This window comes from Emcibacter sp. SYSU 3D8 (genome assembly GCF_039655875.1).
In the GTDB taxonomy this organism is placed as follows: domain Bacteria; phylum Pseudomonadota; class Alphaproteobacteria; order SMXS01; family SMXS01; genus RI-34.
This window is the reverse complement of sequence record NZ_JBBYXK010000005.1, coordinates 257,541-281,702: the sequence shown is the minus strand read 5'-3', so window position 1 is coordinate 281,702 and position 24,162 is coordinate 257,541. Positions and strand designations below refer to the sequence as shown.

Sequence of the window (24,162 nt, the reverse complement as noted above, 5' to 3'; positions counted from 1 at the left end):
CCATGTACAGCGGCGTCCGTCCACGCATCGATTCGCCGGTGCTGGTCATCTTCTGGCGACCAGGCGAAAAGCTCGGGATCGAAAAGCTCAGGCTGTCCAACAGACTGGAACTGACCGCAAGCTGCGTGTCCAGCGTCTCTCGATCAAGAACCCTGACGGTATTGGGAATCGCTGTGATCGGCTTCGGAACCCGTAGCGCCGAAACCACGACCTCTTCGGGGTCTCGCTCGCCCTTTTTGGAGACTTCCTTGTTCTCTTCGGCCATTGCCGCCGCGCTGACGATGGAAGCCACGAGAGCTCCGACGATTGCCCCCTTAACACACATGCGAATTCCTCCTTTCGTTATTGAGAGGCATTCGCATAAATGCGTGAGGCGCCAAAAGCAAGTCTCAATCGTCAATGCCCTCAGACGTATTTGCGCCCCGGTACTGCTGCGCGGCGTCAACTGTCAGATCAGTCGGAAGCGGATGGAGCGCGATTGGCAACGGGAGGGGCTGAAGGTGCTCCAGAAGCAATCGAAGCGGCGTCGGCACTTCAACACCGTGCGACCACACAGCTTGCTCGGGTACAGGCCCCCAGCGCCGGCGACCTTCATCCCTTCGCACCCGGTTCCGCAACCCGCACCAGCTACACCAGGCGTGCTACCGTTGGCACAAAGGCCAACCATGAACTAACATTGAAACCGGACCACCCTTCAGGGGCAGGCCAAGACCAAATGTATAATTCGGGTAGTGTCTCAGTTTGAAGTGTGCCGCCCGCGGGATCGGGTGATCAGCATCTGGCTCGGTGACTTGGAGCTTTTAATAATGAGCAGCGGACACGGAGGCGACATTTTGACGCGTTGCCCACAGGTCACCGGACGCGGTCGCCACATGCTGGCTTCAGAGCAGTGGATCCGAATCTTCAAGACATTTGGCCGCGGTAGTTTTCCGGCCGCGGCTGACCCTGTTGGCGCGTTGAAGACGGGCAATGCGTTTTCCCAATCAAGCGTCGCGCGCTAGATGTCGTCCGCGGATGCTCCTCTGCTCAGGACGATCGACCTGGGTGATATTGAAATCGCCTATGCGGAATGGCGGCCCCACCTCAAGGGAGATGGGCCAAGCCTCTACTTCGTTCACGGAACCAGCTTTCATGGCCGGGTTTGGGACGAGGTCATTGAAAACCTGCGAGAGTTCCATTGCATCGCCGTCGACCAGCGTGGACACGGCCGCAGTACAGGCGGCCCGATCAGCCATTGGAGAACCATGGGAGCGGATCAGGCCCGGCTCATTCCGGCGCTCGGCCTCGACGATTTCGTGGGCATCGGTCATTCCATGGGCGCGCATGCGCTGCTTGATGGCGGAGCGACTTGTCAGGACCGCTTTCGGCACATGGTGGTTATCGATCCGATGGTGCCCGCTCCGGCGGATTACGAGACGGGACACATGCCGTTTCTGAAGCCCGGAGAATTGCATCCCGCCTCCAGGCGCAAACGGCACTTCGCGTCTCCCCAGGAAATGTACGACCGGTTTCAGAGCCGTCATCCATACTCGCTGTTTTCCCCAGCGACGCTTTGGAAATATTGCACCTATGGGCTTGTCCCGGGCGAAAAAGGGGATGGATTCGACCTAGCCTGCGCGCCTGAAATGGAGGCGAGCGTCTACACGACGAGCCGGACCAATGTCGGCGTTTTCGACAGCATCGCGCGCCTGGAGGTGCCGGTGCTGCTGCTCCGGGCGCACCGCTCGGAGAGAGCAGGCTTGAATGACTTTGCTTCCTCACCCACCTGGCCGGGTCTCGTTGGCGCATTCAGGAATGGCCGAGAAATCTATTATCCGGATCGGACGCACTTTTTGCCGATGGAGGTGCCGATTGAGGTGGCGGAAACAATCCGCGAGGACGTTGAGCATGAGTACTAGATGCCAGAACCTTCGGGCATGCCAGGAGCATATGGCGTGGGTTTGAATTGAGCGGACCGTCCGGCATGGTAATTCTCGGCCCACCCATTAGACCCGAGGATACAGCGGGTTATGATCCAGAGAATGTTCGATGTCGGTTCTTTTCCCTCCGCCATTCCCCTTTTTGTGCGGACCTGAGACACCGGTACCGGTTCGTACCTGAGACATGGGTGACAACCTCGAGCCGAACGGGTTGTCGATTGTCTGCAATGGTCTCTGTTCCAGATCGATGTATCCGAGATCGCGGCGCATGAAGCTGACGATCCAGATGCCGCCGTCGACCTCCCTGATTCCGAGTTTCTGGCCGGCGAGGACGGTTGAGATATTGATGCGCTTTCGGTGGCCGCGGGCGGCGACGAGCACCTCCCGGTCGTGCCGCGGATCGTCGCGTTCGGGTAGTCCTGCGTAACCTTCGAAGGCGTCGAGGATGGACGGCGTGCAGGGATTCTAGCGGGTCGGCTCATTGAATTGGTAACCGAACAGCTCGATGTCTCGCGAATAGACGCGCGAGACCATGTCGCGCATGGCCGGCGTATAGACGTCCTGATAGCTGGAATGTGCCGACCTGTTGATGTGCCGAAGCGGGACGGCGATGCCCAGCCGTTCGCAGACATGCGCAAAGTCCGCATCGATGGTTTCGAAGCGCCCGATGTAATCCATCATGACGGCGCCAGAGTCATCGCTCAGGAAGCTGTATTGCGGGCGAAAGTGCAACGCGTCCTGGACCAGAGGGGTTTCAAGCCGCTCGAGCACGAATTGCTCGAAACTGGACACGCCCATAAGCAGCCTGTCGCGCCAGTAAAGATCCCATTTGGGAATGCCGCCGGCATCGAGGAAGCTGTAGGCGGATAGCAATCGGCCCCATGGGTTCCTTACGAACGCAAACTTGAAATACGTCCTGCATTTTGCCGGTGACGCCATCTGGAAGGTTCGGTAGTCGGCATGTCCGGTCTCTTCGCGGACGCCGAGCGACTGCTTCAGGCTGACCCCGGCTGTCTTGGGGATATGAATGAAAATTGCCCGGTGCAGGTCGGAAAAACCGCGGTAGAGGCCTGCGCCGAACACTTCTTCAAGGCGCAAACGTGTCGCGGTGGGGAGAAATTTTCTGAACCAGTATGAGAGCGCCGCGTCCATTACCAGAGAAGCCATGCCGGCGCCGCGTTGGGATCTGTAAATTTTCCTGTATCACGCATGACCATCATGAAGGCGCGACTCTTTGATTACCGTAGCAACGATAATATTTTACGGCAAACATGACCGTTGCGGCGATGGTATTCGTCCGCATGCGGGACAGCAGCGGCACGGATATTGTCATTCCCGATTGCAGTTGCTGCAGCAGCCTGTCCGATGTCAGCCCTCGGAGCGGGCCGTGGTCAGACCCGGGTTCCGCTGAGGCCCAGGATGCGTCCAGCGTAGTCCTCGGTTCCGGGAGCATTTTTCCCTTTCGGCATCCGGTTCATTTGCCCATTCGGGGAACAAACGAGACCGCTCTCGGTTGCAGCTAGACACCTCCGGGAGATGACGATGTCGAAGCGCGAGACAATTGATACGGACCGCCGGCAGAAGGCCGAGGCCAGCGCCGAGAAAGGCCGCGGAGACAACGGAAACCAAAAGCCCGGAAAGACCTGAGTCCAGCCATGCGCCGCATTCTTTATGGTGGTCTTGCCGGCCTGGCAGCGACGATGGCCATGACCGCCACTATCCAGAAGCTGCAAAGGTTTTTGCCCCGGCGCCAGGCATATCCATTGCCCCCACGCGAAACAACACAGCGCGCCGCCGACCTCACCGGCGTCGATGGTGGCAAGGGGAAGCTCGCGGCCGTGACGATGGCGGCGCACTTCGCTTATGGCGCTATCACGGGGGCGGTGTATCCCCTTTTGACGAAAAAGCGGTCGCCGGTCGTGGGTGGCGCTTATGGATTGGCGGTCTGGGCCGGTAGCTACCTCGGGTGGATACCGGCGGTGCGCTTGCTCGCTCCAGCTACCCGGCATCCGCTAGAGCGCAACCTGCTCATGTTGGCGGCGCACGCAATCTGGGGCGCCGCGCTTGCTTCAGGTCTGCAAAAGCTCGAACAGACTGAAGCCGCCTTTCAGGGAGAGCGCGTACCGGACGCGCCCAAGCGCCGCCGAAAATGGTCTCGCGCCAAACTTGCAAATGGCGCCGGGAGACACTTTCGGGAAATGCATGCGTAGGCTGCAAAGGGCCCCGTAGGCGCAATCGAGAGCGTGTGAAGCCAAATTGGGAAGTGGGCCATTGGGGTCTGCTGGATCAACCGGCAATGAGCCCACTACCCCCACAGCAGTAACTGGGTTGCGCTCTCTGAGCCCCGATTACCTTACGTCGTAGGTCCCTTCCAGCATGATGCCATCCGGCAACGTGTCGGCAGGTGTCACGCTGATATTCTTGGCTTCGAACATGAAGCAGTTGCCGGGCCGGACAGTCCGTTCACGGCCGTCATACTTGATGGTCAGGCCAACCGGCTTTGGATCTGGCCCCACGGCATTTGGCATCTTCCGTGACGCGCAGACCCGAACGTCACGAACGCGCGAATAGTCGAGCAATTCCACGTCAGAACTATCCTGCAGGTAGAACGTCCCCGGCGGTGCGTAAAAATCTGCGAGTTCGTCGGGAAGGGCAAGAGCCGATGTGGAGGGAATTATAAACGCGCCCACCAACAGCAAATCCCGGAGCTTGAACACGTTCATGGTCTGTCTCCTGTTTGTGGTTGGGTGCATCTTCGGAACCGACGCAATAGCCAAAAGTTCCATGATTGAGACAAGTTTTTGTCACAACCGATGCAAGCGCGGTTTTGCTGTCTGCCTGCTCAGCCATGTGCGACAAGGGTTGGATCGGATCGTTCGTCCCGGGCCGGAACAGATCGACGTCGATACCGTCCGCGAGCCATGCCTTCCGTGCGCCGGATCCCGGTCAGTACCCTAGGGAACAACGCTCGCGTTTTTTTCGTTCGTTTCAAACCCGAGCATGAGAAACCTGCCCGTTGCACCGATGCGGACTGTGCATTTTTGCTCCGCCGGCCAGACAAGACATGGAGGGATCAGCCGACCGGCTATTGCGGCCGAAGCCGTCTCTCCAGGCTCGTTGCGCAGGCTGTGCGCGTCTCCAGAGGGCGATTCACATGACCATCGACAATGAGACAGTCAAAGACAACGGGCGTATTCCGGTAGCGTGCTGTCTTTCGGCATTCAAGGTGCGCTTGCTTGATTGCCGTTCTCTTATTGTCTTGGCCCCGATATTTCTCATTACGCACTGTTAGGATGGATCCAGAGCTGAAAAATCTGCTGAAACGGGGCGTGGATAATATTCACGGCCCATATTCGAATTTTGTTCGTGCCCAGACCACCGCCAGTCTGTTTCTGCTGATCGCCACGCTGGTAGCGCTCTGGTGGGCAAACTCGGCCTATGCGCCTGCCTACCATGATTTGACGCACACCCCGATCGGGTTCTTTCTGGGAGATCTCGCGTTTCAGGCGTCACTCAAACACATTATCAATGATGGATTGATGGTGATTTTTTTCTTCCTGCTCGGTCTCGAGATAAAGCGGGAAGTATTAGCGGGTGAACTCGCCCGACGCGATCATAGACGCATGCTGATTGTCTGCGCCGTGGGCGGAATGGTTTGTCCCGCCCTGATTTATTCCCTGTTCAATTGGACGCTTGATTCCCAGATTGGCTGGGGCATCCCAATGGCAACCGATGCGGCTTTTGCGTTGGGTGTCCTTACTGTTGTAAGAAAATACATACCGCATGGCCTTCTGGCTTTCATCGTTGGTCTCGCCATTGTCGACGATGTCGGTGCAATACTGATCATTGCGCTATTCTATACGCAAGAAATATATGTCGTGTACCTGGCCATTGCATTTTCACTTATCATGCTATTGGCGCTGGCCAATTATGCTGGCGTTCGCCGGCCAATTTTCTATTTTTTCATCGGCGTGGCTGCATGGTGGGCCATGCTCAAGTCAGGCGTTCATCCCACGGTGGCCGGTGTCGCCATCGCCCTGACGGTGCCGGCAAGACCCAAGCTGGCGCCGGTAAAATTGCTCGAGAAGGCCAAATCGATCATCAATTCGATGCAGAGAAAACCCGACGGGGTGGATGTTCTCGGTAGCCGGCGTGATCATGAAAAAGTACTTGAGGTCAGAGACTTCGCAGAACGCGCCAGTACACCGCTGCGCCGGTGGGAGGACAGTCTGTATTTTCCGGTATCGTTATTCATACTGCCTCTGTTTGCATTGACCAATGCAGGCGTGGCCTTTGAACTGGAATCGTTTATCGACAGCCTCCGGCATCCCGTTGGAATGGGCATTACGATGGGGCTCGTCGTGGGGAAGTGTGCCGGTATTTCCGGTGCGTGCTGGCTGAGTATTCGCTACAAGATTGGCAGCTTACCCGACGGCATAAATCTGAAGCACGTGATCGGTGTCTCTCTCATCGCAGGCATAGGCTTTACCATGTCCACTTTCATCGCTGCGCTGGGCTTTGAGGGGCGCCCCGAGCATCTACATGTGGCAAAAAGCGCGATCCTGTTCGCGTCAGGTCTTTCAGCGGTGCTTGGCGTATTGTATCTCCGGCTGGCTGCCACGACAAAAGCACAGGGACAGGTCTCGTAGGCGCGGCAATGGCGCGCCCTGAAGTGCCGGATAGAACATTTTGGCGCTGCTCGGGTCTTGGTCTGGCGGAGACTGTTCGATGGGGCGTCCGGCCCGCAGGCGGTTGGCGGCTTTACGGTTCGTCAGGAGGCGACGGCGCCGGGGCCGGGACACAGCAAAGGGCCGCCAGCTAATTCTGACGGCCCTGAGTTTACTGCTGTTTCCGTCCAACGGGAGGGGGGCTACCGTCGGACAACGCCTGTATAGGCCCCTGAATGTGAACGGCGCATTAACGCGGTTGGGGGCGCGCGGCCGGACAGGAACCGGTGACGACTATTCCCCGTCCTGGTGAAGGGGATTGACGCCGCCGTGACCCTTGCTCTCATGCAGAGGGTTTTTCGTGCCGGCGCCAGTGCTGGCCGGCTTTGCGACGGCATCGTCGTCGGCGGCGCCGTCGCAGTCGTTGTCGATGCCCGGCGAGCACGCCTTGTCGGTGTCGTCACAGTCGCCGCCGCCCTTCTGGTCGCACCGGGGCGCCGCGACGCTGGCGGCTGCGGATGGTGCGGCCGCGACATCGGCGGCCATTGCCTGACCGCCAAACACAAAAATCCCTCCAGCCATGGCTGCCACTTGAAGAAAATCCACATGTCTCATCAGGCGCTCCAATGTCGGATTGTTGGGAACGCCTACGCTAGAAGCCTGCCGGCCGGTTCCGCAATGGCCAATCGACACCGGCGCGGCGAGAATACGGTTCCTCGCACGGCTTGCAGGCCGAAAAATCCCATGCAGCCGGGCGCCGCAGCGGACATTGGACCGCTCAGCGGCTACGATGCATCCATGACGGGGAAGCTGTCGGTCATTGTTCCGGTGCTGAACGAAGCGGTCGCCATCGGCGGGCACCTGGCGCAGCTCTCGCCCCTGCGGGAACGGGGCGCGGAAATCATCGTCATGGACGGTGGCAGCACGGACAGGACCCTCGCCGCCATCGGGGCGCTGGCGGACCGCGTGGCGGTCGCGCCGCGCGGGCGTGCCTCCCAGATGAATGCCGGTGCGGCACTGGCCTCGGGTTCGGTCCTGTTGTTCCTGCATGCGGACACAAGCCTGCCACCCGATGCGGACAGGTTGATCGACCGTGCCTTTGCCGATCCGGCGCGGGTCTGGGGACGCTTCGATGTCCGCATGGAACCGCGCACGCCTCTGCTTGCGCTCGTCGCGTTCATGATGAACTGGCGCTCGCGCCTGACCGGGATCGCGACCGGCGACCAGGCCATTTTCGTCCGGCAATCCGCGTTCGCGGCGATCGGCGGTTATCGGGACATGCCGTTGATGGAGGATATCGAGATCAGCAAGGCGCTGCGGCGGATCAGCCGGCCTGCATGCCTGCGCCAGACGGTATCGGCCTCAGCCCGGCGCTGGCAGAAGCACGGCGTCTGGCGCACGATCTGGCTGATGTGGTCGTTGCGGCTGGCCCATTTTCGCGGCGTCGATCCGCAGGAACTCGCGAGGCGCTATGGCTATGTACCCGATGAGCGCTGAGCCGGTGGGCATCGCCATATTCGCCAAGGCGCCTGTCGAGGGTTTCGCCAAGACGCGCCTTGCACCGAGGCTTGGCGCGAGGGGCGCCGCACAGGTCCAGCGGCGGCTGATCGAAAAGGCGGTGCGCGTGGCCTGTGCCGCCGATGTGGGGCCGGTCTCGCTATGGTGTGCGCCCTCGGTGGAACACGCCTCCTTCGAGGACCTGAGCGCGGCGTTTCCCCTGACGCTGCATCCGCAGATGGGGGATGACCTGGGGGCAAGGATGGCGCATGCGTTCGATGTGTTGACGCCAGAGGGCCCGATGCTGCTGATGGGCACCGATTGCGCGGTGATCACGCCCGCGCATCTGGTCGGCTGCGCCGATGCACTGCGCCGCGGTGCGGACGCGGTGGTCGTGCCCGTCGAGGATGGCGGCTATATCCTGATCGGCCTGCGGGCGCCGGCGCCCGGCCTGTTCACGGCAATGCCCTGGAGCACATCGGCTATCATGGCGCTGACCCGGGAACGGATGAGGTCGGCCGGGCTGAGCGTCGTCGAGCGCGAGACATTGTGGGATATTGACCGGCCGGAAGACTATGATCGCGCGGTTGCGGAAGGCCTGCTGTAGGCGCGGTGGAGCGTGCCGGCCGCGGGGATGCGGCGCGCGGGGAGCCAAATGACGGATTTCATCCTGATGCACGAGCCGGCCATCCGGTTGTCGGCGTTTCTCGGTATTCTGGCCGCCATGGCAGGTTGGGAGGCTGTCGGTCCCCGGCGCGCACGCCTCGTGCCGCGGTTGAAGCGCTGGCCGAACAATCTGGGAATCGCGGCGCTCAACACGCTCCTGCTGCGGCTGCTGATCCCGGTCGCCGCCTTAGGACTGGCTGTGACGGCCGAGCAACGGGGCTGGGGATTGCTCAATAACGCCGCCGTGCCGGAAGTCGTCCGGATCATTGTCGCGGTGCTGGTGCTGGATCTGGTGATCTATCTGCAGCACGTGATGTTTCACGCGATTCCCGCGCTGTGGCGACTGCATCGCATGCATCACAGCGACATCGACTTCGATGTGACCACCGGCGCGCGGTTTCATCCGCTCGAAATCCTGCTGTCCATGGCGATCAAGCTTGCCGCCGTCGCGGCGCTCGGGCCGCCGGCCGTGGCCGTGGTGATTTTCGAGGTCGTGCTCAACGCCACATCCATGTTCAACCACGGCAATGTGCGGCTGCCGGGCATGCTGGACCGGATGCTGCGCTGGCTGGTCGTCACGCCGGACATGCACCGCGTCCATCACTCGATTCATCCCGATGAGACGAACAGCAATTTCGGTTTCAATCTGCCATGGTGGGACCGGTTGCTCGGTACCTATCGGGCTCAGCCGCGCGACGGCCATGAAGGCATGATCATCGGCCTGGATGTCTTCCGCGACGCGGCGCAGCTTCGCGTCGACAGGATGCTGGCACAGCCCTTCCGGACGGGCACGGGCGCATATCCGATCGGGTCGCGCGGCACGGATGAATAGGTACGGATTGTCTGCACCAGGAGATACCTATGCCGTTTATCAACTCGTATCCGGCCGATGCCGATCCGATCGACGTCTACACCGCCTATCCGGAGGTGTACGAACCCTGGATGAAGGTTCAGGACGCGGTCATGCGCGGTCCATCACCGCTCACGGCGCGTGAGCGCGAGATCATAGCGGCCTATACATCCGGGCTGAATGCATGCCGGTACTGCCATGGCGGGCATGTCTTCATGGCCGAGGCGCTGGGCGTCGAAGAAGGGCTGGTCGCCAGCCTGCTCGAGGATATCGACGCGTCGGATGCCGCGGCGGCCATGAAACCGATACTTCACTATGTCCGCAAGCTCACCCTCGAGCCGGCGAAGATGACCCAGGCGGATGCGGATGCGGTGTTCACGGCCGGCTGGGACGGCAAGGCGCTGCACGATGCCATTGCCGTCTGCGCCATGTTCAATTTCATGAACCGGCTGGTGGATGGCCTGGGAATCCAGCCGGCACAAACCCGCTCGCCCGATCGCGCAGGCGAGGAAGGGATCAGGGCGCTCGATTATTCCGGGCTTGTCAGGCAGGCGCAAAAGGTCAGGGGAGCCAGGATCGGGTGAGCAACCGCACGAGACGCCTGGGCCACGCGCTGAACAGACGGGGCGCGTAGAAGGCGCTCGCTGCCCTTGCGTTGATCTCTCCCAGGGTCGGGTAGGGAAACATGGTGCCGGTCAGTGCGCTCAGCTTCAGTCCTCGGGCAATTGCCAGCGCCCAGACATGGCTGAGTTCGCCCGCATGCGCCCCCAATATGCTGACACCCAGGATTGTGCCGTTGGGCTGGGTCAGCACCTTGATGCCGCCGACCGTGTCTCGCTCGGCCTGCGCCCTGTCATTGCCGGTAAAGTCTGCCCTGGTCACTTGCAGCCGCGCGCCAAAGCGCTTTTGCGCCTCGGCGCCGGTCATGCCCACATGGGCCAGTTCCGGGCTGGTGTAGGTCACCCAGGGCAGGGCGCGATACTTCACTCTGGCGGGAATCCGGAACAGCGCGTTGCGGATGACGATCCCGGCCTGATAGCCGGCGACATGGGTGAACTGGGGGCCACCGGCAACGTCGCCCAGCGCATAGATCCGCCTGTTGGAGGTGCGAAGCCGGGCATCGACAATGATGCCTTTGGCGGTGGCCTCGACACCGGCCCGGGCCAGATCCAGTCCGTCGATGCCCGGGCGGCGGCCTGCGGCCACCAGCAGGTGGCTGCCGGTCACGGTTTCTCCGGCGTCGCCGAGGGTAACGCCGACACCGCCATCTGCTTTGCCGATCCGCGCGATGTTCACGCCTTCCCGGATGGCGATACCCTCGCCGGCCAGTTGCCGGCGCAGGATGTCGACGAATTCGGCGTCATCCTTGCCCAGCAGCCGGGCGGCTTCGAAAATCGTCACTCGGCTACCCAGCCGGCGAAATGCCTGCGCCATTTCCACGCCGACCGGGCCGCCGCCGAGAACCAGCAGATGCTCGGGCCGTGTCTCCAGCGAAAATATCGTCTCGTTGGTCAGCGTGTCGATGTCCTCGATGCCGGGGATCGGCGGTATGACGGCCCTCGACCCCGTCGCGATGACAAAGCGCCGGGCGCGCACGCGGATGCCGCCGCCGATGACGTGTTTCGGTCCGGTAAAGCGGGCCTGCGCCTTGATGACGCGGACGCCCAGTCCCTCGAACCGGGCGACGGAATCATGCGGTGCAATGGCCGCGATGACGCCGCGCACGTGGCGCATCACCGCGCCGAAATCGATGTCCGGCTCGGGCGCTGTGACGCCGAACCGGCGTGCCTGCGTGATGCTGCTGGCCGCATGGGCCGCCGCAAGCAGCGCCTTCGAGGGGACGCAGCCCGTGTTGAGGCAATCGCCGCCCATCTCGCCCCGCTCGAATAGGACGGTGCGCGCGCCCAGTTGGGCGGCGCCGGCGGCAACGGACAATCCGGCCGATCCGGCGCCGATGATGCAAAGGTCGCAGGCGATGTCCGTGGTCATCGTGTCGTCTCTTCGGGTGCGCGCCGCATTCGCCGATAGATGATCGGCACGAGCGACAGGGCGGCGAGGGCCAGGAGGGGGATCAGGACGGGCGACGACAGGATGATGTCGGCATCCGGCGTCTGGCCGCTTTCCAGAATGCTGCCGATGCCGTTACCCACGCCGGCATATATCGCGGCGCCGGGAATGATGCCGATGACGGTTCCCAGGACGAATGTGCGCAGCCTGATGTCGAGGAAGGCGGCGACCAGATTGATCAGCCAGAACGGAAACAGCGGCACCAGCCTCAGGAAAAGCAGGTAGTTGAAGGCGTCCTTGCGGAACCCGTCCCTGAGCCGGGCAAGGGTGCCCTCGGCCCGGCCGCGCAGCAGCTCGCCCAGGCTGGTTCTCGCGATCAGGAATAGCAGGGTCGCGCCCGCGCTCGCGCCGGCGACGGCCAGGGCCGCGCCGAGGAACGGACCGAACAGCAAGCCCGCCGCCATCGTCATGATCGCGGCTCCCGGCAGCGACAAGGCCGCGACCACCGCATAGACGAGTGTGAAGGCGGCGGCGGCGCCCAGGAGGTTCTCCGCGACCTGCTGGCGCAGCCAGGCGTGATTGTCCGCCAGACTGGCAAAACTCAGATAGTGGCCAAGGTCGAACACCCAGACCGCAGCCGCGGTGCAGCCGATCAGGACGGGAAGGAGCAGCAGGCGGCTCCATCGCCGGCCACGCTGCGCCGCGCCCGGTTCAGGGCGACCGGTCATCGCAAGGCCCCGGCTGTGATCGCCCGCCCGAAGATGGGTGCCGCCACTTCAGCAGCAGGACGGGAATGCATCGCCGCCTTCCAGTGCGCCGGCTGGCGCAGGGCCGCAATCGTACAATCCATAATGCGTCGATTTGTCGCCGATAACCTGAAAATGCGGCGCGTAACGGGTTCTGGAGATCATGTCCGCGGTATTGCCGCAAACCGTCATGATCTTGCCTGTGGCGAACCGGTGATGGTCGTCCAGATCGAAGGCGTGGGGCAATTCTGCCATGGTGCCGCGATAGATCACGGCCTGGCCGAAATCCTCGCAGCGGTCCTCGAGTTCCAGCTTGAACGCCCGGACGACCACCGAGTGAAACTGGACCAGCCCGACGCGCTGTTCGATTTCGGGATTGTTGATCTCGAGCCGCCGGCGGCTGACCGTTCGCACGTCGTGGCACCCGGCCCGGGCCAGAAGCCGCCTGAAATCCTCCCAATAGAGCGCGCCGCCAAGGCATTCGCCGACGAGCACCGGATCGGCGGCCAGATCGGCCGGAAGGCGCCGGTCGGCGAAGACGTCGGCGAAATGGAGCTCGCCGCCCGGCTTCAGGACGCGGAAGATTTCGCGGAACACGCGCTCCTTGTCGGGCGACAGGTTGATGACGCAATTGGAGATGACGACGTCGATGCTGTTGTCCGGGATGTCCGCGGTCGAGAGGTCCTCGATATAGCCGCGGCGAAACTCGACATTGGCGTAGCCGAACCGGCTGGCGTGGTATTCGAGGTACTCGCGCGCGACCGCAAGCTGTGCCTCGGTCATGTCGACCCCGATCACCCGGCCTCCGGGCCCGACCAGCTGCGACAGCACATAGCAGTCGCGCCCGGCGCCGCAGCCCAGGTCAAGGACATGGGCGCCGGCGAGGCCGGCCGGGATGGGCGATCCGCAGCCGTAGAACCGCGCCTGTACCTCGTCATGCACGTTCTTCAGCGCCTCGGCGATATAGGCGGCGGGCGCTTCCGCCACGCAGCAGGCCGAGGTCTGGAGGTCGGCGGATGATTTGAGGACTTCGCCGTAGTAGCGCTGGACGATATCCAGTGATTGCTGGTGCATGGTCATAACCGGCCCTTTCAAGCTGGTATTGCCGCCGATTGGCTGCAGGAGGCGCCGCCGAGAACACAGAATTTGGCGCAATAGGGATGGTTGAGCCGGACCGGGCGGTTTGCGTCCGCCAGGGTGTGGCCCATCTCGAACCGCTTGTCGTAGGGCAGCAGGGTGCACGAGACGACGACGGGCCGTTCGCCGCCCTTGCGTTTGACCACCATGCGCGACGTGGCGCACATCACGTCGCCGGGATCCCTTGCCAGAATGCTCCAGCATTGCTGGGAAATCTCGGGAACATCTTCGCTTTCGTCCATCTCCGGGAAAATCACCAGGCGCGCCGGGTTGTGCGCGTCGACGTCAATCCGGTGTTTCAGGAACAGCGCTTCAAAACCCAGCCGGGTCTTCGTCTCGTCCAGTCCAGGAATGGTTCTGGAGGCGACCGAGATGTCGAAGGACTCGTCCGAGAGCCACTTGAGACCCTCCAGCGCAGGCTGCCAGGAACCCGGTCCGCGCACCTCTTCGTGGCCGTCCTCGATGAAATGGTCCAGCGAAACACGCAGGGCGAGTTGCCCGGTAAATTGCGCGTTGAGGGCCTGCAATGCGGCGCGATGTTTCTTCAGTGGCGCCATGGCATTGGTCAGCGCCAGACCGCGATAGCCTGCTGCCATGGCATCCTGGAGCATGCCGATGATTTCCGGGTTCAAGAACGGCTCGCCGCCTGTGAACCCGATCTCGGCCAGGCCTTCAAAACTGCGCTCGGCCTCCTGGAGAAAGGGTCGAACCTCGTCCCGGGTCAGGTATGACAGACGATCGTTCCGGGGACTCGATTCGATATAGCAGCCTCGGCAGGCCAGATTGCAGCGTGTGCCGGTGTTGAACCACAGGGTTTGCAATGTTCTGGGGGCGACGACCGCCCGAGGCACTCCCGCGGCGGTCCAGTCCGGATCGGCAAATTTTCCCTGAATGCCGATTACGTCCGCGAATGAACCCGTGGTGGCTGATTTCCGGCGAGGCATGTCGGTTCCTTCGGCGCCGCAGTGAATCTGCGTGCGGTATTGTAGCGCCATTGAATTCCTATTCGCTTCAATGGTCGAGAAAGTTACCTTCGCGTGCTTCCGGCCATTGCGTGTGGATCGGTCTGGTCCGCCCGATGCCAGGAGAGGCTCGCACGGCCGACCTCATGGGCTGCATTTATTGCGGACAGGTTCTGCCACATGGCGGCACTGAACGGGCCGTCATCCGGAAAACTGCCGCTTCCTGTCGGAAACTGGCCAGTAAGCACTGTTCAACGCCTGCTCTGCGCGCCAGACTGAGCGCGAAGCCGCACCGGCGGCCGCCACCCCCAGACATGGCGGCATTCGTGATGAAGCCCCAGAACCCCTGATCAGCCGTGCCAGCCATCCCATCCAGTCAACGATCCGCAACCGGCAGTGCCATGACCCTGGCGCGTATTGGCATTCACTTGCGCTCGAAGGCGCGTACGCTGAGAGGCTACGCATACGGTCTGCGCCAGCCGGTCCTGCTGTGCGAGTTCGATGTCACGATTCCCGGTGGCTACGATTTTGCCGCCATGGACCAGGCCATGGCGCCGTTCTTCGAAGAGACCCCCGCGACCCTGGAAACGACGCCGGACCCGGCGGGCGGGGCGCTTCACCGCTTGCTGCACTGGCATGCGGCTGTGCAGCGCCAGCAGAAGATTCCCGTATTTGAATCGGCTTGCGTTATGCCGCTGGCGCCGGCGCCGGAAAACGGCCGCAGCTTTCTGGTGGCGGTTCCCTATCATGTGCCGGCGGCCACGGTCGCGGCGCTCGCCTGGGTGCAAGGCGCCCTGAACGATATGCTCGCCGTGCCTGACCGGCCTGCGGGCGATACGGCTCAAATCCGGGAGAAGTTCGACCGGCTTCTCGACAAGCTGCAGCAATACGCGGCCGGAGGCAGCAACAATTACCATTTGCTGACCGCGGCCCATCGCATGGACATGCCTGCCAGTCCAATATTGGCCGGAACCTTCCGGTTCGGTCTCGGGACTCACGGCCGCCTGCTGGAAAGCACACTGACTGACCGGACTCCGGCGCTCGGGGTGAAGATTTCCCACAGCAAGAGCAAAACGGCCCATCTCCTGCGTCAGCACGGGCTGCCCACGCCGCAACATGCTGCCGCGACCAATGCAGAACAGGCCGTGGAACTGGCAAACAAGCTCGGCTATCCGGTGGTGATCAAGCCGGACGATCAGGAGCAGGGCAGGGGTGTCGAAGCCGGACTGAGGGACGATGCGGCCGTGACGGCCGCTTATGTGGCGGCGCGCAACCATTCGAAGCTTATTCTCGTCGAGAAGCATTGCGAGGGAAACGATTACCGCCTGACCGTGTTTCGCGGGCGGGTCGTCAAGATACTGCTGCGCCACCCCGGCGGCGTGGTTGGCGATGGTTCTCTCACGATCGCTGAATTGCTGAGCATCGAGCAGCAGACTCCGCGGTTTCAGAAGAAGCTGCGGCAGACCGGCAAGATGCTGGTCGACTTCGACAGCGAGGCCATGAGCCTTCTGGCCGAACGCGGCCTTTCGCCGCAAAGCATACCGGCCGCGGGCGAGGCCATCCCGCTGCGCCGCAAGAGCAATATATCTGCCGGCGGCTCCCAGATGCTCATCCCCATCGCTGACGCCCACCCGGATAATCTCGATCTCGCCATCCGTGCGACGGAAGTCATGTGTCTGGATGTGTCCGGCGTCGACCTCATCATTCCGGATCTCTCCCGGTCCTGGATGGAGACTGGGGCGGTGATCGTGGAGATGAACGCGCAACCCCAGATTGGCGTAGACTATGCGCCGGAAGTGTTTCAGACCATTCTCCGTGAACTGGTGGGAGAGACGGGCCGTGTGCCGCTTCACCTCCTCATATGTCTGGACGAGACGGATTTTCCGACCAGGGAACAGGCGTTGCGGCTCGCGCAGGCGGCTAATTGCAACGGCGTTTCCATGCCGAGCGGAATCTGGATCAATGGACGGCAGTTGACCAACGTTGCGCATACTGGCTTTGACTCAGCCCGGATTTTGCTTTGTAACCCGACTCTCAGCGCGGCCTTATGCGTCATGACGGCGGGAGACATTATGCAGAATGGTCTGCCAGCCGATCGTTTTGAAAAGGCGACGATAATGGGGCACCAAAGGGCTAATGCTCAGGAGCAGGCCATGCTGAAAAAAATGGTGGATATGATAAGGGGCAGCAGCGCGACGTCCCGTTCTTCCATATCGAACAGAACCTCATAGAGAAGGGCGCCAGCCCCGAAGGACCAAGGTACAGTGCATGCCGGACAATACTGACATTGCAGCCTCGGAGCGCCCGCGCAGGGTGATGGCGATTGGTCTGGACTCGCCAAATCACGACCTGCTGTTGCGCTGGATCGGCGAGGGCAGGCTGCCCAACCTGCAACGGCTTCAGAACCGCAGCACGGCGGTGGATGTCCAGTCGGTCAAGCGGTTCAGCAACGAACATTGCTGGATTCCCATGTTGACCGGACAAAGCCGGGAACGTTGGAATCACTGGCTCGACAATTGGGACGCTCAGACCTACCAGTTCAATGAAGCCTCGATCTTCGACTGGATTCAGGCGCCGATATTTTATGCCCTTGGCGATCAATGCCGGGTTGTGGCTTTTGATCTGACGGCGCCGATAGTGGGGGGTGTGAAGGGCAGCCAGGTTTCGGGATGGGCGAGCGACCTCAACGAGTGCTATGCCCAGTCCGACCCACCAGAACTGCTGCAGGATCTGCTCGAGCGCTATGGGCCTGATCCGAAACTGACCGGTGCTCACACCATTACCAACCAGCTGTCACATCGGCAGGGCATCTCCCATACCGTGCCCAGTATGTACGAGGCCGACGTTCTGCGGGAGTACGCGCAGGTATTGATGCGGTCCGTGGATCGCCGCACGGCGGCGTGCCTGGACCTGCTCAACGGCGAAAGCTGGGAGCTTTTCACAACCTTGTTTTCGGAAACGCATACGGGTGGGCATGCGCTGTGGCACCTGAGCCAGCCGCATCCCCTGAACAGCGTTCGAGAGGGGGCGGAGGATCCGCTGCTGGATCTCTATCAGAGTGTGGATCGCTCGATCGGCCGATTGCTGGATGATGTCGACGATACGGTCTTCGTCGTGTTCTACACGATCGACGAGATGGTGCCCGACTCCCTGGAAAATGCGCGGGGGGTCCTTCTCCCGGAATTCCTCTATCGCTGGAACTTTCCGGGCAAGGCGGCGCTGGCGGAAGGCGTTTACGGTGAGCCCGTTCCTCCGCCGCGCCTGGATTATGCGGCTCACTGGAAGCACGAGATGTGGAACCTTCATACCCCCTGGGGCGCGCGCGAACTGGAATCTCCTGCTGTTCAGGAAGCCCGCGAAGATTCGATGAACTGGTGCCCGGCCAACTGGTACGCGCCAATGTGGCCCGCCATGCGCGCCTTTGCGTTTCCCAGCCTCGCCGATGGCTATGTCCGAATCAATGTTCAGGGGCGCGAGACGCAAGGCATCGTCAGCGAGGCGGATTTCGGCGACGTGTGCGATCAACTGACCGCCGCGATTTCGACGATGGTGAATGCGCGCACCGGCAAGCCGATGGTGCGCGACGTCATCCGGGTTCGGCAGACGCCCTTCGATGACGATCCTAAAAAGCCACCGGCCGACCTGATCGTGGTCTTTGCCGAAGACGGTCCGGTGGACGTCGTGGACTCGCCGCATGTCGGGCGCATCGGCCCGATTCCCTATTTTCGCAGCGGCGGTCATCAAGCCCATGACTGTCCCTCGAAAAATGTGCTTTATGTGAGCGGACCGGGCGTGCCGGCGGGGCAATCGCCCAGAACGGCGCAACTGGAGGATATTCCGGCCACGATCCTGACGCTGCTGGGGCTGGACTTACCTGCCCACTTCGATGGCGTGTCGCAACTTCCCTGACAGACCGGCCACAATCGGATAGGAACGCCCCAAGCTACATGCCGACACGTCTCGCGCTGCACCACTTTGAAAGCGACCCGAACCTCGAACAGCGAGACGGCGTCAATCTCGCCCATACCGAAATCAATCGGCTCCTGGAAGCAACGCCGCATCCCGGCCTGGACACCAGGTTTCACGATTTCCCCCGGTTGCTGGGGGACCCGGACTATGCGCGTGACACGCTCGAGAATGCCGATTGCGTTCTGGCCAATGTCGGCCCCCATGCACATTACTACCACTACCTGCGAGACCGGCTTGGCCTGGATTTTCGCATTGTCCGAGACATCAAGACCGGGTTGTGGAGCAGCTATCTCCTGCAGGAGGCGCTGTGCGCGCCGTATCTGCGGCCCGGTGACGCCCTGCTTGCCACGTCAAACTATTCCCGCGTCCTGACCCGGCATCTGTTCCCCCATTTGCGGGGCCGCTCGATCTACCTGTTCGAGCCGGTTCTGGCAGCGCCATGCCAAAGACATCCTGCGGCAGTCGATTGTCCTCGCAGCGGCGATGTCGTCACGTTGGGGTATGTGGGCCGGCTGTCGGAGGACAAGAATTTTCCGCAGGTCGTCGACCTGCTCGTGGCACTTGACCGGCAAGAGTCGGGAAAGTACCGGCTTGTCGCCTGCGGCGCGGTTCACTCGGCCTCCTGCGATCCCGAGGCCATCGCCGCCCGAATAGCAGCGGAAACGGGCCGGACCGACTTGTTCGAGTATCTCCCGCCGATCGCCTATGATCAGGTGATCGGCATCATGCGCAGGTTCGATTATCTGCTGTTCTTCTCGACGTCCAATCTCGAGGTGCTGGGGCGGGTGCTGATCGAGGCCGCCCACGCGGCCGTGCCGGTGCTGGCCGCCGACCACGCGGCGGCGTCAGAACTGCTCGCCCCGTCTTCGCTGCTCGACGTCACCTATGAGCTCGACCGGCCATTCTACGCCCATTTCGATGCGCCGATGGGGCATATCGATATTGGCAAGGCGGCGTCCAGGATCCGCGGCAGGGAGGTGCCCGATGCGCCGCCGGTGCCGCAGGTGAACCGCCTGGATGGTTTCATTGATGTCTTGCGCAACCGCCGGGAGCCGGAATCGGACCTGGGGTTGGCGAGCCTCAACCCTGCCCAGCAGCAGTTCGTGGGACGCCTGCGCTGGGAAGGCCTGACCCGGTACGGGTCCACACAGGACGCCGGCGTCGTCATCGAGGAAATGCTGGAATGGTTCTGCGCCCTGAACGGCAAGGGCGCGGCGGATTTCCATGCCCGGCTTGAGCAACTCGAAGCCCTGTCCCGGTTCAAGGAGCGGACGCGGCGTTTCATGGCGGCGTCCAGCCGGACGCGGTGCGACTTCACCAATCTCGGCGGCATCGATATCGAGTTGTGCAATGTGGCCGGGTATCATCCCAGGTTCAGGCTCAGCGATTAGCTGGGCGCTGTTGGTCCGGTAAGCTCAGAACTTGTTCGGCGTCTCTTGCGTCTCGACCTTCTCGCAGTGGCCGCTGGTGTTGGGATAATTGAAGTTGCCGGTTTTGCGATCCAGCGTGATGGTGTCCTTGTCGCCGGCCACGCCCGCCAACCCGATCGAGAACAGCGCGCCCCGAACATCGTCGCCTTCTGACAGGAAGTGCGCTTTGACGACGCTGTCGTCATACAGGAACTTCGCGGTGCGCACGATCGCCGGGTTTTCCTTGGACGGCTGAAGCGCTGGCCACTCGCTGGCTTTCAGCTCCATATAGTTGCCGGCATAGCTCAGCTTGATGGTGAACTGCGTCGCCCGTTGCCGTGCGACAGGATCTGCGATGTTCGGGTCGTAATAGGTGCCGGTGCACAGCAGCGTGACCGCTTCGGCAACCGGTGCCGTCGCAACGGGCTGTGATGCGGCCGGAGCAGGTGCCGGCTCCGGCGCCGGCCGGGAGGCGGTGGCATCCGCCTCGGCCACCTGGCCACTGCCGCTATCGGCAGCAAGCGTTGCGGCCGGAGTGGTAAACACGGCGATCGTGGAAAAAAGCATGATGCGCAGCGTACGGCTCATGGGGCCCCCAAGGACAAAGTGCGGTATGTGGGATTGTATACAAGTCCGCCTGCGAACGGCAATCTAACCCTCACCCTGGAACTCCGGGCCCATTTGTTCCGCGGCATCATCACAGGCTTTCATTCATATTCCCCGATCAGCCGGCGCGCTGGCATCGCACGCTCGCCAGCCCGGCTCACTCAGCCTAGGATGCAGGCCTGAAGTGCGCGGCCGCGCGCAGCACCAACCGTGAGGAGGCGGCGATGACCATCGAAGAACTTCTGGAAATCGAGGAAATCCGGACGTTGCGATCCAAATGGGGCCACTTCTACGACGGTGGCGACATTGACAGTCTGGTCGATCTGTTCACCGACGATGCAGTTTGCGAGTTCTCCGAGCGCTATGGCGGGCATTGGGTCGGCCGTGAGAACATCCGCGCCAATTACACCAAATATTCGCCGCCGGAGAAGCCGGCCTATGCCTCGCTGCATGCCGGCACCAACGCCTGGATCCGGCTGACCGGGCCGGACGAGGCTGCTGGCCGGTGGTACTTGCTGGACTTCAACACCCGCGAGGGGCTCGAGAACCCGCTGGCCATCTTCGGGGTTTACGACGACGTCTACAAAAAGGTGGACGGTGTCTGGAAGATCCATCGCGCCACGCTTCACTTCCTCTGGCCGAACCGGGAAACCGGCGTTCTGTGAAGAGCCGGCGCCAGTTGTATCCCACGAACACTGAAACATCTCGTCTCCACCTTCGCGGCGGGCGTAGGATCGTGGGGATCAATCCGGTCGAGGGTCGATGAACCAGCTCCATCCTTCCGCCGCGCTCGAAATCCGCGGCCTCATAAAGCGGTTCGACCGGCCGGCCGTGGACGGACTCGACCTCAGTATCCGCACCGGCGAGTTCTATACCCTGCTCGGGCCCAACGGAGCGGGCAAGACGACCAGCCTGCGCATTGTCGCCGGCCTGTTGAAGCCCGATGCGGGCTCGGTCTCCATCTTCGGAATCGACGCGCTGGCCGATCCGCTCGCCGCCAAGCAGGTCATGGCCTGGCTCTCGGAAGAGCCGATGATCTACGACAAACTGACGCCGCTCGAATATCTCGAATTCATCGCCGGCCTGTGGGGAGTCGACGCGGCGCTTGCCGAGCACCGCGCCCACGATCTGATCGGCTGGCTCGGTCTCGCCGCCCATGCGCACGAACGCTGCGAGGGGTTCTCCAAGGGCATGCGGCAAAAGGTCGCGCTGGCGGGCGCGCTGGTCCACGAACCCCGGCTGATCATTCTCGACGAGCCGCTGACGGGCCTCGACGCCGGATCGGCCCGGCAGGTAAAGCAGGTGTTGCGCGATCATGTTGCCGCCGGCAGCACCATCGTCATGACCACGCACATCCTTGACGTCGCCGAGCGCATGGCCGACCGCATCGGCATCATCGCCCATGGGCGCCTGATCGCCGAGGGCACTCTTGATGAACTGCGTGATCATGCCGGCAGCGATGGCGCCAGCCTGGAAGACACCTTCCTGGAGCTTGTCTCGCAAACCAACGAACCCGCCGCGCCGTGATCAGATCCGGGTCCACGCTCTGGTTTGCCCGCCACGAGATCCGCCTCGCCTGGCGTGAATGGCTTGCCATGATGACCGGCGGCCGCAAGGCGCGGCGCTGGGGATTCGTCCTTGGACTTGCCGCCTTCGCCGTGCTGGCGCATTGGGTCGCCTGGCTGATCGTCGGGCGTGGTCCGCCGTCAACCGGTCTGTCGGCCCTCGTCGCGCTCACCGGCAGCGGGCTTCTGCTGATGTCGGTGATTACCTCGCAGGCGATGGAGACGGTGACGCGCGCATTCTATGCCCGCGCCGATCTCGACCTGATCCTGTCCTCGCCGGCGCCGACCCATCGGCTTTTCGCCGTGCGCATCGTGGCCATGGCGATGTCGGTGACGGCCACCGCCACCTTGGTCTCGTCACCGTTGATCAACGTGCTGGCGGTAACCGACGGCTGGCACTGGCTTGCGGGATATGTGGGGATTGCCGTGGTCGGCATGCTTGCGACCGCTGCGGCCGCGTTTTTCGTGGTTCTTCTGTTGAGGACCATCGGGCCAAGGCGCACCCGGCTGGTGGCGCAGATCATTGCAGCCATCGTGGGAGCGGGTTTCGTCATCGGTATCCAGATCGTGGCCATCGTCTCCTATGGGGAAAAGGCGGAAAATGCCCCGTCGCGGATCGACGCGCTGGCGCGATACGCGCCGTCAGCCGACAGCTTGATCTGGTGGCCGGGCCGGGCCATCATCGAGGGCGATCCCGCCGGCCTCGCCGGCATGGTGGCCACAGGCGCGATGATCCTCTGGGTGACGGTTGTTCTGCTCGCACCGCGCTTCGGCGACCAGGCAACCATCGCCTCGACGACCGCGCCGGAGGCGGTTCGCACGCGTCGCCGCATGTCGGTATTTCGCGGCGGGTCAGCTTCCAGCACCCTGCGCCGCAAGGAATGGACGCTGCTGCTGCGCGATCCCTGGTTGCTGTCGCAGAGCCTGATGCAGCTGCTCTATCTGGTGGTGCCGGCCGTGCTGCTCTGGCGCAGCCTGGGCTCGAACCTGGACGCCCGAACCTTGCTGGTGCCGATCTTGATCATGACCGCCGGCCAGCTGGCAGGCGGCCTCACATGGGTCGTGGTGTCGGGCGAGGATGCGCCCGATCTCATCGCCAGCGCGCCCGTGGCCGAGCGGGCTGTGGTCCGCGCCAAGCTTGAGGCGGTGATGGGCGCGGTCGCGCTGATCTTCACGCCGCTTATCGCCGTGTTCGCGCTGATGGCGCCGTTCGAGGCGCTGGTTGCGGTGGCCGGCGTGGCGATCTCGACGGCGTCTGCCACCTCGGTCCAGCTCTGGTTCCGCGCCCAGGCGAGGCGCAGCACCTTCCGCCGCCGCCAGCAATCGTCACGCATCGCCACCTTCGCCGAGGCGTTCAGTTCCATCAGTTGGGCGTTTGCCGGCGCCATGGCGGCCAGCAGTTCATGGACCGCGGCCATCGTGCTGTCGCTGATGGCGCTGGGCGTGCTGGCCGGGATTCGCCGGATCAGTCCGGCGCTGGCCGCGGGCCGCTAGGCGGCTACGGACTCTTCATTGGCCCATGCCGACGCCACGGAGTCCAGTTCGGTGCGCGCGCGCCGCAACGCCGCGTCGCGAGCCTCCTGATCGGCGAATTGGAGGGGCTGGGCGTCGACAAACCAGGGATTGGCCACGCCGATGAAGCCAAAGGCGGCGCTGAGGGAAGGGGTGAGCGCGTCATAGGACTCAAACGCGGCGCCCGGTCGCAGATCAGCGCCACGGGTTGTAATGAACAGCGTCTTTTGCCGGGCAAGCTGGCCCACATAACGCCCGTCCGGGCCGACCTTGTAAGTGACGTTTGTCCGCACGATCTGGTCGATGAATGCCTTGAACGCCGATGGGATCGAGAAATTGTACATGGGCATGGCGAACAGCAGGGCATCTGCGGCCAGCAGTCGGCGGCACAGTGCGTCCGACGGCGCCAGGATGTCACGCATGGCCTGTGTCCGGTTCTCCTCCGGCGTGTAGGTCGCGATGGCGAATGCCTCCGTTACATGCGGTGGCGGAACCAGTGCCAGGTCGAGATAATCGATTTCGAGCGGCATATGCTCGCCCAGCCGATCGAGGAAGTAACGCGCCAGAGCCCGGGAACTCGAGCGTTCTCGCTTCGGGCTCGCGTCGACATGCATCAGTTTCATGATCACTCTCCGCCGTGCTGTTGCACA

At 62.6% G+C, this 24,162-nt stretch carries 23 protein-coding genes and 2 pseudogenes; 14 read left to right on the top strand and 11 right to left on the bottom strand.

Annotated elements, in window-relative coordinates; genetic code table 11:
• Positions 1-292, bottom strand: a pseudogene (locus tag WJU21_RS17370) (TonB-dependent receptor); the annotation flags it as partial.
• A 232-nt stretch (positions 293-524) separates the two neighbouring features.
• Here WJU21_RS17370 and WJU21_RS17365 point away from each other — a divergent pair.
• A pseudogene (locus WJU21_RS17365) lies at positions 525-674 on the top strand (IS3 family transposase); the annotation flags it as partial.
• Positions 675-1,001: 327 nt separating this feature from the next.
• Complete coding sequence (locus tag WJU21_RS17360; RefSeq protein ID WP_346324729.1) at positions 1,002-1,898, top strand: alpha/beta hydrolase; 897 nt, start codon at positions 1,002-1,004, stop codon at positions 1,896-1,898.
• An 87-nt stretch (positions 1,899-1,985) separates the two neighbouring features.
• On the opposite strand, the gene WJU21_RS17355 is transcribed toward WJU21_RS17360, so the two are convergent.
• Complete coding sequence (locus tag WJU21_RS17355) at positions 1,986-2,300, bottom strand: hypothetical protein (RefSeq protein ID WP_346324728.1); 315 nt, start codon at positions 2,298-2,300, stop codon at positions 1,986-1,988.
• A gap of 84 nt (positions 2,301-2,384) precedes the next feature.
• A complete protein-coding gene (locus WJU21_RS17350; RefSeq protein ID WP_346324727.1) occupies positions 2,385-3,086 on the bottom strand; it encodes a sulfotransferase family protein in 702 nt (233 codons plus the stop codon).
• Between the two features lie 488 nt (positions 3,087-3,574).
• Between WJU21_RS17350 and WJU21_RS17345 the strand changes: the two genes are divergently transcribed.
• Complete coding sequence (locus WJU21_RS17345) at positions 3,575-4,129, top strand: hypothetical protein (protein ID WP_346324726.1); 555 nt, start codon at positions 3,575-3,577, stop codon at positions 4,127-4,129.
• 138 nt (positions 4,130-4,267) lie between these two features.
• On the opposite strand, the gene WJU21_RS17340 is transcribed toward WJU21_RS17345, so the two are convergent.
• Positions 4,268-4,642 (bottom strand): hypothetical protein, encoded by a 375-nt coding sequence (locus WJU21_RS17340; protein ID WP_346324725.1) that lies wholly within the window; start codon positions 4,640-4,642, stop codon positions 4,268-4,270.
• A gap of 570 nt (positions 4,643-5,212) precedes the next feature.
• Between WJU21_RS17340 and nhaA the strand changes: the two genes are divergently transcribed.
• Positions 5,213-6,568, top strand: coding sequence for a Na+/H+ antiporter NhaA (gene nhaA / locus WJU21_RS17335; protein ID WP_346324724.1), 1,356 nt, complete (start codon positions 5,213-5,215; stop codon positions 6,566-6,568).
• Between the two features lie 312 nt (positions 6,569-6,880).
• Here nhaA and WJU21_RS17330 read toward each other — a convergent pair whose 3' ends face one another.
• Positions 6,881-7,168 (bottom strand): hypothetical protein, encoded by a 288-nt coding sequence (locus WJU21_RS17330; protein WP_346324723.1) that lies wholly within the window; start codon positions 7,166-7,168, stop codon positions 6,881-6,883.
• Between the two features lie 162 nt (positions 7,169-7,330).
• Between WJU21_RS17330 and WJU21_RS17325 the strand changes: the two genes are divergently transcribed.
• The 4 genes from WJU21_RS17325 to WJU21_RS17310 are packed head-to-tail and all read left to right on the top strand — an operon-like array spanning position 7,331 to position 10,183.
• A complete protein-coding gene (locus WJU21_RS17325) occupies positions 7,331-8,083 on the top strand; it encodes a TIGR04283 family arsenosugar biosynthesis glycosyltransferase (protein ID WP_346324722.1) in 753 nt (250 codons plus the stop codon).
• The gene (locus tag WJU21_RS17320) at positions 8,073-8,690 is read left to right on the top strand and encodes a TIGR04282 family arsenosugar biosynthesis glycosyltransferase (RefSeq protein WP_346324721.1); all 618 of its coding nucleotides are present in this window, start codon (positions 8,073-8,075) and stop codon (positions 8,688-8,690) included. The genes WJU21_RS17325 and WJU21_RS17320 overlap by 11 nt, the downstream gene beginning before the upstream one ends.
• Before the next feature lie 48 nt (positions 8,691-8,738).
• The gene (locus WJU21_RS17315; protein ID WP_346324720.1) at positions 8,739-9,581 is read left to right on the top strand and encodes a sterol desaturase family protein; all 843 of its coding nucleotides are present in this window, start codon (positions 8,739-8,741) and stop codon (positions 9,579-9,581) included.
• Between the two features lie 29 nt (positions 9,582-9,610).
• The gene (locus WJU21_RS17310; RefSeq protein WP_346324719.1) at positions 9,611-10,183 is read left to right on the top strand and encodes a peroxidase-related enzyme; all 573 of its coding nucleotides are present in this window, start codon (positions 9,611-9,613) and stop codon (positions 10,181-10,183) included.
• Here the strand turns inward: WJU21_RS17310 and WJU21_RS17305 are convergent.
• From WJU21_RS17305 to WJU21_RS17290, 4 genes are read right to left on the bottom strand one after another with little or no spacing between them, the layout of a single operon-like run.
• Complete coding sequence (locus WJU21_RS17305; protein WP_346324718.1) at positions 10,161-11,588, bottom strand: FAD-dependent oxidoreductase; 1,428 nt, start codon at positions 11,586-11,588, stop codon at positions 10,161-10,163. The two genes, WJU21_RS17310 and WJU21_RS17305, sit on opposite strands and share 23 nt — an antisense overlap.
• Entirely contained in the window at positions 11,585-12,334 is a 750-nt protein-coding gene (locus tag WJU21_RS17300; protein ID WP_346324717.1) for a VTT domain-containing protein, read from the bottom strand. The genes WJU21_RS17305 and WJU21_RS17300 overlap by 4 nt, the downstream gene beginning before the upstream one ends.
• A gap of 48 nt (positions 12,335-12,382) precedes the next feature.
• Positions 12,383-13,432: a methyltransferase domain-containing protein gene (locus WJU21_RS17295; RefSeq protein WP_346324716.1), complete on the bottom strand. Its 1,050-nt coding sequence runs from the start codon at positions 13,430-13,432 to the stop codon at positions 12,383-12,385.
• A gap of 11 nt (positions 13,433-13,443) precedes the next feature.
• Positions 13,444-14,433, bottom strand: a complete 990-nt coding sequence (locus WJU21_RS17290; protein ID WP_346324715.1) for a radical SAM protein — start codon at positions 14,431-14,433, stop codon at positions 13,444-13,446.
• 419 nt (positions 14,434-14,852) lie between these two features.
• On the opposite strand from WJU21_RS17290, the gene WJU21_RS17285 reads away from it, so the two are divergent.
• Genes WJU21_RS17285 through WJU21_RS17275 form a run of 3 tightly spaced genes read left to right on the top strand, consistent with a single transcriptional unit; the run spans position 14,853 to position 19,811 of the window.
• On the top strand, positions 14,853-16,682 hold the full coding sequence (locus WJU21_RS17285; protein ID WP_346324714.1) for an acetate--CoA ligase family protein: 1,830 nt from the start codon (positions 14,853-14,855) through the stop codon (positions 16,680-16,682).
• 37 nt (positions 16,683-16,719) lie between these two features.
• Complete coding sequence (locus WJU21_RS17280) at positions 16,720-18,360, top strand: alkaline phosphatase family protein (RefSeq protein WP_346324713.1); 1,641 nt, start codon at positions 16,720-16,722, stop codon at positions 18,358-18,360.
• Between the two features lie 38 nt (positions 18,361-18,398).
• Positions 18,399-19,811 carry a glycosyltransferase gene (locus tag WJU21_RS17275; RefSeq protein WP_346324712.1) on the top strand — a complete coding sequence of 471 codons (1,413 nt, stop codon included), beginning with the start codon at positions 18,399-18,401 and terminating at the stop codon, positions 19,809-19,811.
• A 24-nt stretch (positions 19,812-19,835) separates the two neighbouring features.
• Here WJU21_RS17275 and WJU21_RS17270 read toward each other — a convergent pair whose 3' ends face one another.
• Positions 19,836-20,417, bottom strand: a complete 582-nt coding sequence (locus tag WJU21_RS17270; RefSeq protein WP_346324711.1) for a hypothetical protein — start codon at positions 20,415-20,417, stop codon at positions 19,836-19,838.
• Between the two features lie 242 nt (positions 20,418-20,659).
• On the opposite strand from WJU21_RS17270, the gene WJU21_RS17265 reads away from it, so the two are divergent.
• The 3 genes from WJU21_RS17265 to WJU21_RS17255 all read left to right on the top strand — a co-directional run bounded on the left by WJU21_RS17265 (position 20,660) and on the right by WJU21_RS17255 (position 23,494).
• Complete coding sequence (locus tag WJU21_RS17265) at positions 20,660-21,100, top strand: nuclear transport factor 2 family protein (RefSeq protein ID WP_346324710.1); 441 nt, start codon at positions 20,660-20,662, stop codon at positions 21,098-21,100.
• 97 nt (positions 21,101-21,197) lie between these two features.
• A complete protein-coding gene (locus WJU21_RS17260) occupies positions 21,198-21,962 on the top strand; it encodes an ABC transporter ATP-binding protein (RefSeq protein ID WP_346324709.1) in 765 nt (254 codons plus the stop codon).
• Positions 21,959-23,494 (top strand): permease, encoded by a 1,536-nt coding sequence (locus WJU21_RS17255; RefSeq protein ID WP_346324708.1) that lies wholly within the window; start codon positions 21,959-21,961, stop codon positions 23,492-23,494. The genes WJU21_RS17260 and WJU21_RS17255 overlap by 4 nt, the downstream gene beginning before the upstream one ends.
• On the opposite strand, the gene WJU21_RS17250 is transcribed toward WJU21_RS17255, so the two are convergent.
• Entirely contained in the window at positions 23,491-24,135 is a 645-nt protein-coding gene (locus WJU21_RS17250) for an NAD(P)H-dependent oxidoreductase (protein ID WP_346324707.1), read from the bottom strand. The genes WJU21_RS17255 and WJU21_RS17250 overlap by 4 nt on opposite strands.
• Positions 24,136-24,162 lie beyond the last annotated feature (27 nt).